18 protein-coding genes and 1 pseudogene are annotated in these 16077 nt (G+C 66.7%); 14 read left to right on the top strand and 5 right to left on the bottom strand.

Annotated elements, in window-relative coordinates:
* The first annotated feature begins 37 nt into the window (after positions 1-37).
* The 13 genes from CSC94_RS14485 to CSC94_RS14545 are packed head-to-tail and all read left to right on the top strand — an operon-like array spanning position 38 to position 9151.
* Positions 38-223 carry a hypothetical protein gene (locus tag CSC94_RS14485; protein WP_099307058.1) on the top strand — a complete coding sequence of 62 codons (186 nt, stop codon included), beginning with the start codon at positions 38-40 and terminating at the stop codon, positions 221-223.
* A gap of 4 nt (positions 224-227) precedes the next feature.
* Positions 228-656 carry a hypothetical protein gene (locus CSC94_RS14490; RefSeq protein WP_099307059.1) on the top strand — a complete coding sequence of 143 codons (429 nt, stop codon included), beginning with the start codon at positions 228-230 and terminating at the stop codon, positions 654-656.
* 35 nt (positions 657-691) lie between these two features.
* Positions 692-1474, top strand: a complete 783-nt coding sequence (sctJ, locus tag CSC94_RS14495) for a type III secretion system inner membrane ring lipoprotein SctJ (RefSeq protein WP_099307060.1) — start codon at positions 692-694, stop codon at positions 1472-1474.
* Positions 1475-1478: 4 nt separating this feature from the next.
* Positions 1479-2114 carry a hypothetical protein gene (locus CSC94_RS14500; RefSeq protein WP_099307061.1) on the top strand — a complete coding sequence of 212 codons (636 nt, stop codon included), beginning with the start codon at positions 1479-1481 and terminating at the stop codon, positions 2112-2114.
* A 1-nt stretch (position 2115) separates the two neighbouring features.
* On the top strand, positions 2116-2715 hold the full coding sequence (locus tag CSC94_RS14505; RefSeq protein WP_099307062.1) for a FliH/SctL family protein: 600 nt from the start codon (positions 2116-2118) through the stop codon (positions 2713-2715).
* Positions 2712-4067, top strand: coding sequence for a FliI/YscN family ATPase (locus CSC94_RS14510; protein ID WP_099307063.1), 1356 nt, complete (start codon positions 2712-2714; stop codon positions 4065-4067). Before CSC94_RS14505 ends, CSC94_RS14510 begins: the two co-directional genes overlap by 4 nt.
* On the top strand, positions 4048-4494 hold the full coding sequence (locus CSC94_RS14515) for a hypothetical protein (protein ID WP_099307064.1): 447 nt from the start codon (positions 4048-4050) through the stop codon (positions 4492-4494). The genes CSC94_RS14510 and CSC94_RS14515 overlap by 20 nt, the downstream gene beginning before the upstream one ends.
* Positions 4495-4512: 18 nt before the next feature.
* Positions 4513-5760 (top strand): hypothetical protein, encoded by a 1248-nt coding sequence (locus CSC94_RS14520; protein WP_099307065.1) that lies wholly within the window; start codon positions 4513-4515, stop codon positions 5758-5760.
* A gap of 2 nt (positions 5761-5762) precedes the next feature.
* Positions 5763-6413 (top strand): type III secretion system export apparatus subunit SctR, encoded by a 651-nt coding sequence (sctR, locus tag CSC94_RS14525; RefSeq protein WP_099307066.1) that lies wholly within the window; start codon positions 5763-5765, stop codon positions 6411-6413.
* 7 nt (positions 6414-6420) lie between these two features.
* Positions 6421-6693, top strand: coding sequence for an EscS/YscS/HrcS family type III secretion system export apparatus protein (locus tag CSC94_RS25180; protein ID WP_099307067.1), 273 nt, complete (start codon positions 6421-6423; stop codon positions 6691-6693).
* A gap of 42 nt (positions 6694-6735) precedes the next feature.
* On the top strand, positions 6736-7530 hold the full coding sequence (locus tag CSC94_RS14535; RefSeq protein WP_099307068.1) for a flagellar biosynthetic protein FliR: 795 nt from the start codon (positions 6736-6738) through the stop codon (positions 7528-7530).
* Positions 7527-8570 carry an EscU/YscU/HrcU family type III secretion system export apparatus switch protein gene (locus CSC94_RS14540; RefSeq protein ID WP_099307069.1) on the top strand — a complete coding sequence of 348 codons (1044 nt, stop codon included), beginning with the start codon at positions 7527-7529 and terminating at the stop codon, positions 8568-8570. The genes CSC94_RS14535 and CSC94_RS14540 overlap by 4 nt, the downstream gene beginning before the upstream one ends.
* A complete protein-coding gene (locus CSC94_RS14545; protein ID WP_099307070.1) occupies positions 8570-9151 on the top strand; it encodes a GNAT family N-acetyltransferase in 582 nt (193 codons plus the stop codon). The genes CSC94_RS14540 and CSC94_RS14545 overlap by 1 nt, the downstream gene beginning before the upstream one ends.
* A gap of 144 nt (positions 9152-9295) precedes the next feature.
* On the opposite strand, the gene CSC94_RS14550 is transcribed toward CSC94_RS14545, so the two are convergent.
* The 4 genes from CSC94_RS14550 to CSC94_RS24655 form a co-directional block, all read right to left on the bottom strand.
* Complete coding sequence (locus CSC94_RS14550) at positions 9296-9487, bottom strand: hypothetical protein (RefSeq protein ID WP_099307071.1); 192 nt, start codon at positions 9485-9487, stop codon at positions 9296-9298.
* A 523-nt stretch (positions 9488-10010) separates the two neighbouring features.
* Entirely contained in the window at positions 10011-11525 is a 1515-nt protein-coding gene (locus tag CSC94_RS14555) for a mediator complex subunit 15 domain-containing protein (RefSeq protein WP_099307072.1), read from the bottom strand.
* Between the two features lie 284 nt (positions 11526-11809).
* Positions 11810-13240 (bottom strand): hypothetical protein, encoded by a 1431-nt coding sequence (locus CSC94_RS14560; protein WP_099307073.1) that lies wholly within the window; start codon positions 13238-13240, stop codon positions 11810-11812.
* 274 nt (positions 13241-13514) lie between these two features.
* On the bottom strand, positions 13515-14243 hold the full coding sequence (locus CSC94_RS24655) for a hypothetical protein (RefSeq protein ID WP_165784443.1): 729 nt from the start codon (positions 14241-14243) through the stop codon (positions 13515-13517).
* Between CSC94_RS24655 and CSC94_RS24660 the strand changes: the two genes are divergently transcribed.
* Positions 14196-15116 carry a hypothetical protein gene (locus tag CSC94_RS24660; RefSeq protein WP_165784444.1) on the top strand — a complete coding sequence of 307 codons (921 nt, stop codon included), beginning with the start codon at positions 14196-14198 and terminating at the stop codon, positions 15114-15116. The genes CSC94_RS24655 and CSC94_RS24660 overlap by 48 nt on opposite strands.
* Before the next feature lie 209 nt (positions 15117-15325).
* On the opposite strand, the pseudogene CSC94_RS24665 reads toward CSC94_RS24660, so the two are convergent.
* Positions 15326-16077, bottom strand: a pseudogene (locus CSC94_RS24665) (hypothetical protein); the annotation flags it as partial.

Here is a 16077-nt window from a genome sequence, read left to right on the forward strand (position 1 = left end):
GCGGGCAGTAAGCCCGCGCAACACAGGAGAAGAGGCAATGCAACCGATCGGAAACGGAGCCGGCCAGAACGCCGGACAAGCGAATGCCCGGGCGGGCGGGAACGCCCAGGCCGCCGGCAACGGGATGACGCAGGAGCAGCAGGCGCTTCTGGGCAAGCTGTTCCAGGACGTCCTGAACCGGATGATGGACCAGGCGACTGAAAACGCGAACTCGGGAGCGTAATACCATGCCCGTCGAACCAATCGGGGCGATGACGTCCCAGGCGGCGAGGCCGCTGCAGCAACTGGCCGCCAATTCCGCGGCCAGCCGTCCGGTCACGACGGAAGCCGTGATCACGGTGCGCCCGGACGCGGCGGCGTCCGCCCCCTCGCAGGCCTCGGTGATCTCCGACCAGATCGCCAACAAGGTCTATGAAACGCTCGATCGCGTCGGCGTGAAGCTGGCGCAGCCGGCCGGTACGTCGGCCGTCGACCAGGCCAAGCGCGACATTGCGTCCGAGACGCTGTCGCCGATGGCCGAAGGAACGGCGACAACCGGGCACGAGGGCCTGGCGAACCTCTCCAAGGCGTTCGACCACGCCATGTTCATGGCGACGGTCAACCAGGTGATCAGCGGCGTTTCCGACACGTCTCGGACACTCATCAAGCAGTCCTGAGCCGCCGGCTCGGGACCAAACCATCGGGGGCAAGCATGGGATCCGTCACAAGAAGAAGCCGAAGGGGTGTTCCCGCCCTGGCCACGGCCGCTGTCCTGGCCGGTGCGCTGCTGCTGGCCGGGTGCAAGTCGGAGGTCTATTCCGGCCTGTCGGAACGCGACGCGCAGGAGATCATCGTCGCGCTCAGCAATGCGGGGATCGCGGCGGACCGGGTTGCCGGCGATGCCGGCAAGTATTCCATCGAGGTCGACCGTTCGCAGCTCAGCGCGGCTATCACCGAACTGACGAACCAGGGCCTGCCACGGCAGAAATACGGCTCGCTGGGCGACGTCTTCTCGTCCGACAAGCTGGTGTCGACGCCGTTCGAGGAGCGCGCGCGCTTCATGTACGCGCTCAACGAGGAACTCGCCGCGTCGATCAACCAGATCGCCGGCGTGGTCTCGGCGCGGGTTCACCTGATGGTGCCGGAGACGACCCCGTTCGAGAAGACCGCGCCACGGGCCTCGGTGTTCATCTACAAGGCGCCCGGATCGGATCTCTCGGCGATCGTTCCGACGATCAAGAACCTGGTCGTCAACAGCATGGACGGGCTGAAGTACGAGGACGTCGAGGTGGCCATTTTCGATGCCGCGCAGGTGACCGGCAAACCCGCCATCACCATGGCCAGCCGTCTCGGCGGCATCGCGACGACCGTGCTGATGATCCTTGGCCTGGCGGGCCTGGCGCTGTTTGCCCTGACGCGGGTCAAGGCGATGGGCAGGGCGCCGCGGATCGCACCGGGCAGCCCGAAGATCCCGCTGCACGGGCACAGGGAGTAAGGTCATGACACAAGGTCTTCTCACCTCTGCGGACCAGTTGTCGGCGCGGGCACGCGCGGGCCTTGCGACGGCACTCGGCGGCGAGGCACTGCTCGAGCGCATCCAGGCGGACGAGCGGCTCGGACCGCGCCTGATCGACCTGGCCGCGCGGCTGGAGGGGATGGCGTTCGCCCCGGCGGCGCACGACCGGCCGGGCACCGGGACTGCCCATGGCAGGCAGGATGCCGATGCCGCGCGCTGCTGGGCCGCCGACCCGGCCCGTTTTGAGCGGCTGTGCGGCCTCGTCCATCACGGCCACCATCTCCGCTCGTCCATCCGCAAGGCGGATTTCGAACGGCTGCTGCGCGATTTCACGGAAGAGGACCTGGCCGTGGCGTTCCGTCTTCATCACCTGCACGGGCAAGCCGGCGGGCGGGCGATCGACATGTCGCGCCTGAAGGATCTCGTCGATGCCGCCGGGAGGTCGATCGTCGCGGCATGGCGCGGAACGATCGACCCGGCGCTGGACCACGAAATGGCGCTGATGGCAGATGCGCCGGCCGATGGTCCGGCGGGCCAGGGGCCAGCGGTGCCGCCCGGCCGGGCGCGGGCCATCGCGGAGGCCATCGCGGCCGATCTCTCGGCAAGGGACCTCACCTGACATGAGCGAGCATGCCGCCATCACCTACCGGGGACGGATCGTTCCGGCCGACGAGGCGAAACCCGCTTTGCCCGAGGCGGCCGACCCGGCGTCGCAGGCCGATGCCATCCTGGCCGCCGCGCATGCCGAGGCCGATGCCATCCGGGCACAGAAGCTGGCGAGCCTGGACATGGAATTCGAACGGCGGCTGGCCGAGCGCCTGACCACGGCCACGGCCGGCCTTGGCATCGGCATCCGCGACAGCGCCCAGATCCTGACCGACATCCTGCAGGACGCGCTGGAGACGATGATCGGCGACCGCCGCACACCCGAGGTGCTGCACAAGGCGATCAACGCCGCGGCCAGCCGTCTCGGGCCCGATCATGGCATGACGGTGCGCGTCGCCGACGAGGATTTTTCCCGGCTGGAGGTCGTCCGCCGTGCCTATGCGCCGGTGACGACCGTTGCCATCGTACGCGACAACGGGCTGGGACGCGGGCGTTGCGTTCTGGAAACCGGTGGCCGGAAATACGAGATCGGCGTCCAGACGCAGATCGAGGCGTTCAAGAAGCTGTCGGCCAAGGCCGCATCGGCCGTTCCGGATGCGGAGACCGATGCATGACGGCAGCAGCACAGGAGATCGCCCAGAAGGTGGCCGGGGCAGCCCGCCATCTCGCCGGCGCGCTGAAGGGCCGCGATTTCATGCGCGAGACCGGCCACGTTGTCCGCATCGGCAACGGGATCGTCACGGCGTCGATCCGCGGCGCCTTCGTCGGCGAGATATGCCGCCTGCGCGAGCCCGGAACCGGCCGGGTGATCGAGGCGCAGGTGGTGTCGATCGATGGCACGAGCGTCAACCTGTCGCCCTTCGAGCCGGTCGACGGCCTGTCGCAGGCCACGGAGGTGGTGTCGACCGGCGAGGACATGCAGGTACCCGTCGGCGACTGGCTGATCGGCCGGGTGGTCGATGCCTTCGGGCGGCCGATCGACGGCATGGCGCGCGGCCGCTGTCACTGGCGGGCCATGATGGCGACCCAGGTGTCGCCACTCGACCGGACGATCATCGACACCGTTTTCCCGACAGGCGTTCGCGCCATCGACCTGTTCAACACGGTCGGCGACGGCCAGCGCATGGCGGTGTTCGGGCCGCCGGGCGCCGGCAAGTCGACCCTGCTCTCGATGCTGGCCAGCCATTCCGCCTGCGATGTGGTGGTTCTGGCCATGATCGGCGAACGCGGACGCGAGGTGCGCGAGTTCCTCGACCGGGCGCTGCCGGAGGAGGTGCGGGACCGCACGGTGGTGGTCGCCTCCACATCGGACCGGCCGGCGATCGAGCGCGTCATCGCCGGGCACAGCGCGCTGGCCATGGCCGAGGATTTCCGCGAGCGCGGCAAGCGCGTGCTGCTGCTGTTCGATTCGGTCACCCGGTTCGCGCGGGCACTGCGCGACGTCGGCCTTGCCGCCGGCGAACAGGCGGTCCGCCAGGGGCTGACGTCGTCGGTCTACGCGGAACTGCCGCGCCTGTTCGAGCGCGCCGGCAAGACCCGCACCGGGTCGATCACCGCCTTCTTCACCGTGCTGATGGAAAACGAGGGTGTGAACGACGCCATCGCCGAAGAGGTGACCAGCCTTTCCGACGGGCACATCGTGCTCGACCCGAAGCTGGCGGCGGGAGGGCACTACCCGGCGATCAGCATGCTCAAGAGCAAGAGCCGCCTGATGCGCGAGATCGCGCCAAGGGAACTGACCGAGGCGGCGTCCTTCTTTCGCGCCATGGCGGCGGCCTACCAGGAGATCGAACTGCTCCTGCAAGTGGGCGAGTACGAGCGGGGCAACGATCCCGATTCCGACCTGGCGATCGATGCGCGCCCGGTGATCAACAAGCTGCTCCGCCAGCCGGTCGATGAGAAAGCCGGTTTCGACGACGCGGTTCGTGAGATGACAAAGGCAGCCGATGACCTCCGCAACGGCTAGGAACCTGGCGAAGCTGAAACGGCTCAAGGAACTGAGGCTCCGCGCGGCGGAAGCGCGCCACGCGGCGGCCGGCCGGGCCGTGCGCTTGTGCCTGGCAATGGAAATGGACCGGCAGGCCGGCCTGGAAGCATCGATCGAGGGCGCGGACCGGACCAACCGGGACCGGCTCAAGGCGATCTTCTCCCATCCCGACGACCAGGCGCTGCAAAACGCCCTGGCTGCGAGCGCCTATGCGCTGACGCGGATGGAAATCGACCAGGCCGGGCAGGCGCTCGATGCAGCCAGGGGCGCGACGCGCGAGGCGCGCTTGCGGCTGAAGCAGGAGCAGGAGCGCCTGGCGCACCGGATGCGCGATCTGGAAAAGCTGCAGGCGGTGCAAACGGAACTCGACCGGCAAAGCGCGGAAACCGCGAGCCGCACCGGATGACAGGGGGCATGACAGACCATGAACAACGCCGAGGAAAGCCTGCCGTGGCCAGAGTGGTGGACCCGGCTGTGCCGGGTGCAGGGGGCGACGCCGGATGCTGCCGGCGGCACAGCCCGCGCGCCCGTAAAACCCTATGAACGGGGCGCCGACCGGTTTGGCCTCGCCGAACTGGAGCGGCGCGTCCTCGATTGGCGGCAGCCGGCAGAAAACGTCAGGCAGGATGGAATGGACAGGCACGAGCCCGGCCGCGGGATCAACGAAGCGCCGCAGCCGTCATATGGAGTGCAGGCGCCGGCCTATGGCGCCGTCGGGCAGGCTTTGCCGGCAGGGGGTCACCGCGGCGGCACCACGATCCGGGACGTGATCGAGCACGGTTGGGGCGACGTCTATACGCCGATCCTGGCGCAGGCAGGCGAGGCGCTGGTCCAGTTCGAGACCCGCAGCGACCCGGTGGATGGCGAAGGGCCGTTCATCGTCGCATCGGCGCGGCTCGGCGACGAGGACCTTTCGCTTTATTCTTCGCAGCAACTGCTTGTCACGGTCCTGCGCGGGATCGACGAACAGATCGACGGTCTGCCGGCGGAAGGGCCTTCGCTCGCGCTGGTGGTGGAATACGCCTTCGCGGATTTCCGGCGCCTGGCGGAGACCCTCACCGGCCAGCGCCTTGCCGTCACCGACGCGCATTTCGCCAAGGCGCTGCCACAGCACCCGTGGCTGCACCTGGCAGCCTATCCCGGCGACGGCCTGAGCGGATGCGGGCTTGCCGGCGGGCCGGCGCTGCTGTCGCATCTGAAGGCCTTCGCCAGCCGGTTCGCCAACCGCTACGAGCGGACGCTCGATCCGACGCTGACGATCAAGATCGGTCCGGTCATGCTGCCGGTCGGCGACCTGGCCGATGCGAAGCCGGGAACCGGTATCGATTGCGGCATCGATCCGGCGGGCGACGTGCGCGGGATGGTCGAGCGGGCCGACGGCTATTACTGGCCATGCACGGTTGAAAACAACGGCGTGCTGCTGACCGGCCCGCTGAGCCCGCCGCCGGGCGGGGCGGACGCGGAGGGTTTCGCGGCGGCCGGGATCGCGATCGGCGAGATCAACCTCGCGCCGGTGCGCCGGGCCTGGCTGGAAGCGGGACACCGGTTGCCGATGGCGCGGTTTCCCAACGACGGCGCCTTCATCCGCATTGGCCAGCAGGCGCCGGTGCCGGCCCGCCTTGCTGCCTTCGACGGATCGCTCGGCGTGCGGATCACGGGAGCCGGGGCCTGATCATGACCGGTGGCGAAAACACGTTCGGCATCATCGTCCTGCTGCTGACGACCGCGTTCCTGCCCATGCTGGCGGTGACGGTGACGGCCTTCGCCAAGATCGCGGTCGTCATCTTCCTGGTGCGCAACGCGCTTGGTGTGCAGCAGATCCCGCCCAACATCATCCTCTACTCGCTCACCCTCATCCTGTCGGTCTACATCGCCATGCCGGTGCTCGGCGTTGCCTATGACGAACTCGCGGCACGCGGGTTCGAATTCCACACGCTGGCGGAATGGCAGGACGCGGGCAGGGCGGTGGCCGCGCCGCTGAAGGACTTCCTGTTCAAGCATACCGACCCGAAACAACTGGCCTTCTTCCGCGAATCCACCCGGACGATCTGGGGACAGAAGCTGGCGGCCGGCGCCGATCCGCAGAGCTTTGCGGTACTGGTGCCGTCGTTCCTCCTGTCGGAGCTGACGCAGGCCTTCGAAATGGGTTTCCTGCTCTACCTGCCCTTCGTCGCCGTCGACATCATCGTGACCACCATCCTCGTGGCGCTCGGCATGATGATGGTGCCGCCGACGACCGTCTCGGTGCCGTTCAAGCTGATGCTGTTCGTGTTCCTCGACGGCTGGACCAAGCTCGTCCAGGGCCTCATCCTCAGTTACGCGTGAGGCATTCATGGCAGCCGCGACACTCACCTCGGCCCTCTACCAGTTCCTTTATTACAGCGCCATTTTCGTGGTGCCGCCGCTGATCGTCGCGACGGTCATCGCCTTCATCGTCGGCCTCTTCCAGGCGGTGACGCAGATCCAGGAACAGACGCTTCCGCAGACCATCAAGATCTTCGCCATCGGCCTGGTCCTGATCATGTTCGGCGGGTCGCTTGCAGCGCCGCTCTTCGGCGCGTCGCAGCAGGTGTTCAACGATTTCTACCGCTACGGGGCACACTGACGTGGCAGGAGGGTGCGCGGACCCGAACCCGGCGGGCGGGACATGAACCAGGATTTCGTCTCCCTGCTGCTCGACCTGGCCAGCCAGTGGGCACCCTGGGTGGCGCTGGCCGTGGCGCGGCCGTTCGGGTTCACGCTGATGTTCGCCGTCTTCTACTGGGGCCACCTGACCACGGGTGCCATCCGCATGGCCTATGCCACGGCGCTGGCCCTGCCGGCCCTGTCCTTCGACCCGGCCGCGCCGGACCTGGCCGCACTCGCCATGCCCTATCCGGTCGCCCTGGTGAAGGAACTGGCGCTCGGCGCGCTGCTCGGGTTCGTTGCCTCGGCGCCGTTACTGGTTGCGGTCGTGGCCGGCGGCATCCTCGACACCTATCGCGGCGCGACCCAGGGATCGCCCGATCCGTCCGGTGGCCAGGCGCCGCCGGTGGCAACGCTGCTGGCGGTCGCCTCGCTCTGGCTCTTCGCCAACACCGGCGGGTTCTGGGTGACGGCGGCGATGATCTATTCCAGCTATGACGTCTGGCCGGTCAACGCGGTGCTTCCCGCGCCCGTCGGCGGCGCGGCGGCGGTTGCGGCAGTCGTCGGGCACGTGGTGTCCGGAGGGCTGCTGCTCGCGGCGCCGCCGCTGCTGCTGCTCATGGCCTCCGACATCGCCCACCTGGTCTCCTCCAAGTTCGGCAAGAGCATCAACGTGACGCAGATGGCCTTTTCCTCGAAGGCGCTGTTCATGGTCATCATCCTGCCGTTCTTCATGCTCGTCGCCGTGCAGGCGCTGCGCGACGACTACAAGTGGCTCGGAACCGTCGTTCCCATGGCCCGAAAGGTCTTTCCATGAGCGGCGAAAGCGAAGAAAAAACACTCGAGCCGACCGAGCACAAGCTTCGCAAGGCGCGCGAAAAGGGCCAGATCGCCTCAAGCCAGGACTTTGTGACCGCAGCGGTGACCATCTCGGCGCTGCTCTATATCCTGTTTTCCTGGAACAACATGGCGGCCTCGGCCGGCCGCATCTTCGGCATGGTCCTCGCGGCCATTCCGAAGGTCCGCAGCGCCGGCGTCTCGCAGCCGTTCTATGCCACGGTCGCAGAACTGGGAAACACGCTGATCCCGCTGGTGATCATCATCACCATGGTCGGCATCGGCGCCAACATCATCCACAAGCGCGGGATTCCCTTCTCGCTGCATCCGGTCACGCCGGATTTTTCGAAGATCAACCCGGGGCAGCTGTTCAAGAAGCTGTTCTCGCGGCGAAACGGGATCGAGTTCGGCATTTCGCTGTTCCGGATCGTCGTCTGGTTCATCATCGCGGGCGTGATCGTCTGGCTGGCAACGCCCTCGATCATGGCCTCGGCGCTTTGCGACGGCCCCTGCTTCATCAACCCGGCAATGCAGATGGTGGCCGCTTTCGCAGCGGCCGTCATCGTGCTGCTGCTGATCGCCGGCCTGCTCGACCTGCCGCTGCAAACGGCCCTGTTCCGCCACGAGCAGAAGATGGGACACCAGGAACTGAAGCGGGAACTGAAGGACACGATGGGCAACCCGGAGGTCAAGTCGGCCAGGCGCAATGCCTACCAGGATCTCCAGTCGCCGACGGGCGGCGGACGGACAGGGCGCGTCTCCATCGTCATCGTCGGCAATGGCGTCGCCGTGTCGCTCTTCTATCATCCCGCGGATGCGCCGGTCCCGATCGTGGTGGGCAAGTTTTCCGGCGAAAGCCTGCGCGACGTCTTTTCGCTCGCCCGGGCGCGCGGCTGGGCGATCGCCAACGACGCCCGGCTGGCCAGCGATCTCCACCGCACCGTCAGCGAGGGGACGGCGCTGCGCGAACGCCATTTCGGGCGGGTGGCCACGCATCTCATCAACACGGGCGTGCTGTGATGGAGGGGCGCGACCGGCCAGCCGCTGGCGGCGCGGCTCATCCGCAGATCCGCCGTGCCTGCGCCGACGATGCACCGGCGCTCGCCGGCCTGATCGACCTCTCCAACGGGGGCGGGGACCGCGGCGACATGGAACGCGCCGTCGAGAACGTGCTGGTTCCCGGATCGGACGTGAGCTGGGCCCATGCGATCGTCGCCCAAATCGGCGGGGAAATCATCGCCGCCATGATCGTCAATCTCCTGAGCGAAGCGCGGCTGCCGCTGCCCGGCGACGTCGACCCGGTCCACCGGCCCTTCGAGCGTCTCAAGCGGCTCGTGCCGGACAGCCTGTACCTGCGCAATATCGCTGTGCTGCCTGAATGCCGGGGGCTCGGCATCGGCGGCATTCTCGTGGCGGCTGCGGCGGACATGGCGAGGCTTTGCGGTGCGCCGGCGGTCAGCGCCATCGTGCTCGCCGGCAATGCGCCGATGGAGCGCCTGCTGCAGCGCTCCGGGTTCAGCGCCAGCGCCAGCGATGCGCTCCAAGGCCATGCGGCCTATGCCGACGGAAGCCGTATCCGGCTCTGGATCCGGACCAGCTGACGCTGCGCGTCGTCTCCCTTCATCTGGGGCATGACGGCCACGGACGGACATGGCGTGAGTGGGCCCAAAGCGTGCCCGCAACAAAAAACCGACCGGTCCCAAAGGGAACCGGCCGGCAAGTGGAAGGCAGCAGATGCTGCTTGATTACTGCGGACGCTGCTTCAGGGCGTAGAGGTCGGCGCCCTTCACGGTGGTCGTCTGCAGCGTCTTCTGGGCCTGCTGAATGGCGTAGTCGAAGGCCTGCGTCATGGTGTCGTTGCCGTTGCCGCCGTTGGCACCGCCAGCTGCGTTTGCTCCGGCGGCTCCAGCCGCGCCGTTGATCCCGTTGTTCTGCATGTCAGTCTCCTGTCTGTTTCCTGTTTCGTTTCACGGTACCGGATGGCGCTTCTGCCTGCCGGCACCATGGTGGTTCCAAACCCGCCTGGGCCTTGCCTGACCGCGACTGCCGGTTTTTGCCCTTGCCGGTGTCCTTCGGTCCTGCGTGTCTCGTACCGTTTTCGGGGTTCGGACGATTTGACCTGATCAAACTACGATGTCGCGTCCGGCGCGGATATGTGCGGTGATTACGGGGGAGAGGCGGGCAAACTACTTAGTTCGCCTAGGTAGTCCGTTGGTGCCGCCCGCAGCGACTCCGTCCCGCGTTCACCGGCCACGGGCCCTGGCGGCAAACCTTGCCCGCAAGACCCTGTCCAGGAAGCCGCGAAGGCCGCACTCGGCCGCGCTCGTTCGACCCGCAGGCCGGCCAGGGCGCAGGCAAACGTCTTGCCTGATCATGCCAGCGCGGCACCCGCCATGGCGCCAAAAGGGAAAGCCCCCGGCCTGGCCGGGGGCTTTCCGTCGTCAGATCGCGTCAAGACGATCAGGCAAAGATATTGCGGCGCTGGAAGGTCGCCTCGTCGGTGATCATCTGGGCGTTCGGGTTGGCAGTGCCAACCGTCTGGCCCCAGACGCCGCCGGCATACTGGGCGTTGTCGAGCGTGAAGTTGGTGTTGAACCAGGTTCCGCGGTCGACGATCTCGACGGTGGAGCCATCGTAATCGACCTTGACGTTCTTGCCGGTCAGCGTCACTTCGCCGTTCAGATACTGGCCGTCGCCGGTGACCTCCCGGCCGTTGATCGTCAGGTGGCCGCCGAGATCGACCTGGATCCGGTTGCCCCGGTTGTCGACCACGCCGATCTGGTCAAGCACGGTGGAGTTGCCCTTGGTCGCCATGCGGCCGTTGACGCGCATGTCCTCGGTGGAGAGCAGGTTGTAGGCGTCGCCATTGGCCCCCTTGAACTCGAAGCGCTGCTTCTGGGCGCCCAGGACCTGCGGGTCGTGATAGACCTTGCCGGTGCCGCTGCCGCCGCCGTTGTTGCCGGCCGGGTTGGCGTTCCACTGGCCGTAGTGACCGCCCCAGTTGCAATGGTTGCCACCCCAGCCGTTGTGGTGACCCCACTGGGCAGGATAGCCCTGACCGTGGCCCGGACGGTTCATGCCATACATGCCACCGCCATTCTGCTGGATATAGACGTTGACGTTCTGGCCCATGCCATAGTGGCCGCCGTTCTGCATCACGTAGACGTTTGCGTTCTGGTTGGCGCCGGCCCAGCCGCCCTGCTGCGGGCGGCCATAGCCGAAATTCGACATGGGCATCTGCGGGCGTGCAAAGCCGTAGCTCATGGACGGCATCTGCGGACGGCCGAAGCCGCCGGCCTGCATCGGGTTGAAGCCATTGCCCATCATCGGCATCATCGGGCGATTGAAGCCACCGGCCTGGGCCATGCCGAAGCCGTTGTTGGCGGCGAAACCACCCATACCGAAGCCGGTGTTGGCCGCGAAGCCACCCATGCCGAAGCCGCTGTTGGCCGCGAAGCCACCCATGCCAAAGCCGCTATTGGCCGCGAAACCGTTGTTGGCCGCGAAGCCGCCCATGCCGAAACCGGTGTTGGCGGCAAATCCGTTGTTGCCCCAGGCGGTGTTCTGCCGGGCAAAGCCGGCGTGGTTCATGCCCTGGTTGCCACCGAAGGCCCAGGACGGGTCCTGCGCGATTGCCGGACGGCCCCAGCCGCCGATCCCGGGGTTGGTATCGGCGATGAAGGTCGGGCGGTTGGCACCCTGGCTGTTCCAGCCGGCATGCTGATGACCATGTCCCATGTGCGGATGGTTGATCTCGGGCTGACGGCCGGCGTTGTTGCCCCAGCCGGCATTGCCCTGGCCATTGGTGGCCTGCTGATGGTGGTGGTGATGCCCGTGGGCCTGGCGGCCCTGGCCGTTGCCCTGCATGGCCTGGTTGCGGGCCGCGTCAAAGCCCCTGTGGTGGTGTCCCCGGTGCATGGATTCGGGCTGGCGCATCTGCTGGGCATTGGCGAAGTTGGAAATGCGGTTGTGCATGGTCATTCTCCTCGGATTTGTTGGTTGCCGTTCATCCATGGACAGAATGGCGGATCAGGCCGGCAGCCGGTATTTGGGTGGATTGCCCTTGGTATCGATAGTAACTACCTGTTTTTCCTAGGTAGTTGTCTCACCTGCCGTCCCGGGTCGGGACGCGGATATGCTCCTGCGGTCCGAAGTGGGACACTGCGGAACCACGACGCCACAGGTTCCTCAAAACAAAAAGGAGGCCCCGGCGAACCGGAGCCTCCCTGGGGGTGTCTGACCGTGTGCTGTCAGACAATTCAGGCCTGGCGGAACCAGACGTCCTCGGTCATCATCTGCTGGCCGTTGACGTCGGCGGTCGAGCGCATCAGCGTCTCGCCGTTGTTGTTGACCACGTCGTTGCGCTGCGTCGACAGGCTGTTGACGCCGACATCGGCCAGCGAGCGGATCTCGCCCTGCTCGACAATGCCGTTGCCGTTGTCGACCCAGACGCCGAGGTTGCCCAGTTCCTGGCCGGTCAGCTGGCCGTCACCGTTCTGGTCGTAGCCGGCCATCTTGGCGTAGCCGTCGGTGAACTGGCCGCCCTGGTCGCCCATGAGGGCACGGCCGTCGATGGAGCCGTCCGCGCCGATCATCGAGGTATCGACGACGAGGCCGTCTTCCCCGTTCATCCACTCGACCTGTTCCTTGACGCCATCGCCGTTCAGGTCGAAGGCGATGGTCTGGCCGATTGCGTTCGGGTCGGCGCGGTCACGGGCGGTGGAGGCGCCGGTGGTGGAGATGCGGCCATCGCCGTTCAGGTCGAGGGCGACCGGGGAGGCGATCTTGTCGGTCTTCGTCGGCGAGGTCCATTTTCCGCAGAGGCGGCCGTCCTTGAAGATGTCGAAAACGCCATCCTTGCCAGTGTACCTGGCGGTGTAGCCGTTGTAGTTGCCGCCCCTGATCGTATAGGTGCCGTCTGCGCCATGGTCGTACTTGCCATGCTGGGCGAGCCAGCCCCCCTTGGTGTCGATCGTCGGGACCTCGCGCGGCATCGCCTGCCAGCCACCCATGTGCGGGCGGTTCAAGCCGTCCATGCGGCCATTCTGCTGAACGAACACGTTGGCGTTCTGGTTCATGCCCGGACGGCCGTTCTGCTGGACGAAGACGTTGACTGTCTGACCGGCAGCGTTCATGCCACCGCCCATCCGGACCCATCCGCCAGGAATGCCGCCCATGCCCGGACGGCCGCCGCCCATCCCGTTGAGGCAATAGCCGCCACCGCCCATGACGGGCATTTGCGGACGACCGAAGCCGCCGGCCTGCATCGGGTTGAAACCGTTGCCGGCAAAGCCGCCCATGGCAAAGCCATTGTTGTTGGCGAAACCGCCCATGGCAAAGCCGTTGCCGGCAAAGCCGCCTGCCGCGAAACCGTTGTTGGCGGCGAACCCGTTGTTGCCGGCAAAGCCGTTGTTGCCCCAGGCGGTGTTCTGCTGGGCAAAGCCGCCCTGACCCGCATGCGGGTAGTTGATCTGCGGCTGGCGGTAGCCGTTGTTACCCCAGCCGGTGTTGCCCTGGCCATTGGCGGCGTGGTGATGGTGATGGTGGTGATGAGCCTGACCGCCCTGGCCGTTGCCCTGCATGGCCTGGTTGCGCGCGTTGTCAAAGCCCCTGTGGTGGCCGCCGCGCTGCATGGCTTCGGGCTGCCGCATCTGGTTGAAATTGCCGAACTGGGGAATCCTGTGACACATGGCATGTCTCCTCGGTGTGGTTGGTTGCGATGGTTTCAAGACGGAGAATGCCGCGTCCGGCGGGCAACAGATATCTGGGTGCAATACGATCCCCATGGTCGCCAACTACCTGTTTTTCTTAGGTAGTTGTCCCGGCCGGCGTCCCGGGGCGGGACGAGCCGGACCGATCGTGTCGCAGGACGGGACAGGTCGCGATCCACGTCGTGCAAAGCAAAAGAGGCCCCGGCGAACCGGGACCTCCCATCCTGTGTCCGTGTGTGTGCTGCGAGACGGATCAGGCCTGGCGGAACCAGACGTCCTCGGTCATCATCTGCTGGCCGTTGACGTCGGCGGTCGAGCGCATCAGCGTCTCGCCGTTGGTGTTGACCACGTCGTTGCGCTGCGTCGACAGGCTGTTGACGCCGACATCGGCCAGCGAGCGGATCTCGCCCTGCTCGACAATGCCGTTGCCGTTGTCGACCCAGACGCCGAGGTTGCCCAGTTCCTGGCCGGTCAGTTGGCCGTCGCCGTTCTGGTCGTAGCCGGCCATCTTGGCGTAGCCGTCGGTGAACTGGCCGCCCTGGTCACCCATGAGGGCACGGCCGTCGATGGAGCCGTCGGCGCCGATCATCGAGGTGTCGACCACGAGACCGTCGCCGCCGTTCATCCACTCGACCTGTTCCTTGACGCCGTCGCCGTTCAGGTCGAAGGCGATGGTCTGGCCGATAGCGTTCGGGTCGGCGCGGTCACGGGCGGTGGAGGCACCGGTGGTGGAGATGCGGCCGTCGCCGTTCAGGTCGAGGGCGACCGGGGAGGCGATCTTGTCGGTCTTCGTCGGAGAGGTCCACTGACCCATCTGGTGACCATCCTTGAACATGTCGAAGACGCCGTCCTTGCCGGTGTACCTGGCGGTATAGCCCTTGTAATGGCCGCCATTGATCGAGTAGGTGCCGTCTGCGTTGTGGCCATATTTGCCATGAGCGGCAATCCAGCCGCCCTTTTCGTTGCCTGCGAGTTTCGGCATCTCGCGCGGCATCTGCTGCCAGCCACCCATCTGCGGGCGGTGCATTCCGGCCATCTGCGGACGGCCGCCATTCTGCTGCACGAACACGTTGGCAGTCTGGTTCATGCCCGGACGGCCGTTCTGCTGAACGAAGACATTGACATTCTGGCCGGGACGGTTGGTCCCCTGGCCCGGACGGCCACCGCCGAGGCCTGGGTACGGATCCGCAATCACCGGCGGACGGTTTCCGTGGTGGCCGTTGCCCTGACCCGGGCGGGCGCCGTGATCATAATGCGCGTGGCCGTGGCCGTTCGCGCTGTTGTTGCCCCAACCGGCGCTCTGGTTGCCGTGGTGGCCGTTGCCCTGACCCGGGCGGGCGCCGTGATCATGATGCGCGTGGCCGTGGCCGTTCGCGCCGTTGTTACCCCAGCCGGCGTTCTGGTTGCCATGGTGGCCGTTGCCCTGACCCGGGCGGGCGCCGTGATTGTGTTGCGCGTGGCCGTGTCCGTTCGCGCCGTTGTTGCCCCAGCCGGCGTTCTGGTTGCCGTGATGGCCGTTGCCCTGACCCGGGCGGGCGCCGTGATCATGATGCGCGTGGCCGTGGCCGTTCGCGCCGTTGTTGCCCCATCCGGCGCTCTGGTTGCCGTGGTGGCCGTTGCCCTGCGGGCGCTGGCCGTGATCGTGACGGCGATGCTCCGCGTTTTCGTGGCGATGGGCGCCCTTGCCGTGCCTGGCAGCGTGATTGAACTGCCTCGCCCCGGCATCGTCGCCGCGATTCTCGTAGCGCTCCGCAGGGCGGTGGTCATGGCCTGCGCCGTGACCATGGATCTTGTTGCACATGTGAATGCTCCCGATTTGATGAGAAGTGGTTTCGCAATTGAAAGAATGCATTAACGATACCGGAGCGGGAATCTGGGCTGACTACGGTCCGGGGACGTGGGGATTACCTATCGCGCCTAGGTAGTCGGATACCGGGTGCCGGTTCTCCGCCGGTGGAGGCGTTAGATGGCCGGGCCGGAAACACAAATCCCCCGGCTTTCGCCAGGGGATCCGCAGGTTGGTCCGGGGGCGGCGCACCGCTCCCAGGTTTGGCTCAGTGATTCTCAGGCAAAGATATTGCGGCGCTGGAAGGTCGCCTCGTCGGTGATCATCTGGGCGTTCGGGTTGGCAGTGCCGACCGTCTGGCCCCAGACGCCGCCGGCATACTGGGCGTTGTCGAGCGTGAAATTGGTGTTGAACCAGGTGCCGCGGTCGACGATCTCGACGGTGGAGCCGTCGTAATCGACCGTGACGTTCTTGCCGTTCAGCGTCACTTCGCCGTTCAGATACTGGCCGTTGCCGGTGATCTGCCGTCCGTTGATCGTCAGCTGGCCGCCGAGATCGACCTGGATCCGGTTGCCGCGGTTGTCGACCACGCCGATCTGGTCAAGCACGGTGGAGTTGCCCTTGGTCGCCATGCGGCCGTTGACGCGCATGTCCTCGGTGGAGAGCAGGTTGTAGGCGTCGCCATTGGCCCCCTTGAACTCGAAGCGCTGCTTCTGGGCGCCCAGGACCTGCGGGTCGTGATAGACCTTGCCGGTGCCGCTGCCGCCGCCGTTGTTGCCGGCCGGGTTGTTGCCCTGCGTGCCATGATGCCCGCCCCACTGGCCATGATTGCCGTGGCCCGGACGGTTCATGCCGTGGTTGCCCCAACCGGCCTGCTGCTGGTGATGGCCGTGGCCCGGACGGTAGTCGTGGTTGCCCCAGCCGGCCTGCTGCTGGTTATGGCCGTGGGCCGGACGGTTGGTGCCGTTGTTGCCCCAGCCGGCGTGATGCTGGTTGTGGCCCTGGCCCGGACGGTTGGTGCCGTTGTTGC

The organism is Zhengella mangrovi (assembly GCF_002727065.1).
In the GTDB taxonomy this organism is placed as follows: Bacteria; Pseudomonadota; Alphaproteobacteria; order Rhizobiales; family Rhizobiaceae; genus Zhengella; species Zhengella mangrovi.

Excerpts from the sequence above, each read along its gene's own strand:
- sctR (WP_099307066.1), top strand. The coding sequence starts at position 5,763 with ATGACCGGTGGCGAAAACACGTTCGGCATCATCGTCCTGCTGCTGACG.
- CSC94_RS14485 (WP_099307058.1), top strand. The coding sequence starts at position 38 with ATGCAACCGATCGGAAACGGAGCCGGCCAGAACGCCGGACAAGCGAAT.
- CSC94_RS14520 (WP_099307065.1), top strand. The coding sequence starts at position 4,513 with ATGAACAACGCCGAGGAAAGCCTGCCGTGGCCAGAGTGGTGGACCCGG.
- CSC94_RS14500 (WP_099307061.1), top strand. The coding sequence starts at position 1,479 with ATGACACAAGGTCTTCTCACCTCTGCGGACCAGTTGTCGGCGCGGGCA.
- CSC94_RS14515 (WP_099307064.1), top strand. The coding sequence starts at position 4,048 with ATGACCTCCGCAACGGCTAGGAACCTGGCGAAGCTGAAACGGCTCAAG.
- CSC94_RS14540 (WP_099307069.1), top strand. The coding sequence starts at position 7,527 with ATGAGCGGCGAAAGCGAAGAAAAAACACTCGAGCCGACCGAGCACAAG.
- CSC94_RS25180 (WP_099307067.1), top strand. The coding sequence starts at position 6,421 with ATGGCAGCCGCGACACTCACCTCGGCCCTCTACCAGTTCCTTTATTAC.
- CSC94_RS14535 (WP_099307068.1), top strand. The coding sequence starts at position 6,736 with ATGAACCAGGATTTCGTCTCCCTGCTGCTCGACCTGGCCAGCCAGTGG.
- CSC94_RS24660 (WP_165784444.1), top strand. The coding sequence starts at position 14,196 with ATGAGCGGCAATCCAGCCGCCCTTTTCGTTGCCTGCGAGTTTCGGCAT.
- CSC94_RS14550 (WP_099307071.1), bottom strand. The coding sequence starts at position 9,487 with ATGCAGAACAACGGGATCAACGGCGCGGCTGGAGCCGCCGGAGCAAAC.
- CSC94_RS14560 (WP_099307073.1), bottom strand. The coding sequence starts at position 13,240 with ATGTGTCACAGGATTCCCCAGTTCGGCAATTTCAACCAGATGCGGCAG.
- CSC94_RS14490 (WP_099307059.1), top strand. The coding sequence starts at position 228 with ATGCCCGTCGAACCAATCGGGGCGATGACGTCCCAGGCGGCGAGGCCG.
- sctJ (WP_099307060.1), top strand. The coding sequence starts at position 692 with ATGGGATCCGTCACAAGAAGAAGCCGAAGGGGTGTTCCCGCCCTGGCC.
- CSC94_RS14510 (WP_099307063.1), top strand. The coding sequence starts at position 2,712 with ATGACGGCAGCAGCACAGGAGATCGCCCAGAAGGTGGCCGGGGCAGCC.
- CSC94_RS14505 (WP_099307062.1), top strand. The coding sequence starts at position 2,116 with ATGAGCGAGCATGCCGCCATCACCTACCGGGGACGGATCGTTCCGGCC.
- CSC94_RS14545 (WP_099307070.1), top strand. The coding sequence starts at position 8,570 with ATGGAGGGGCGCGACCGGCCAGCCGCTGGCGGCGCGGCTCATCCGCAG.
- CSC94_RS24655 (WP_165784443.1), bottom strand. The coding sequence starts at position 14,243 with ATGCCGAAACTCGCAGGCAACGAAAAGGGCGGCTGGATTGCCGCTCAT.
- CSC94_RS14555 (WP_099307072.1), bottom strand. The coding sequence starts at position 11,525 with ATGCACAACCGCATTTCCAACTTCGCCAATGCCCAGCAGATGCGCCAG.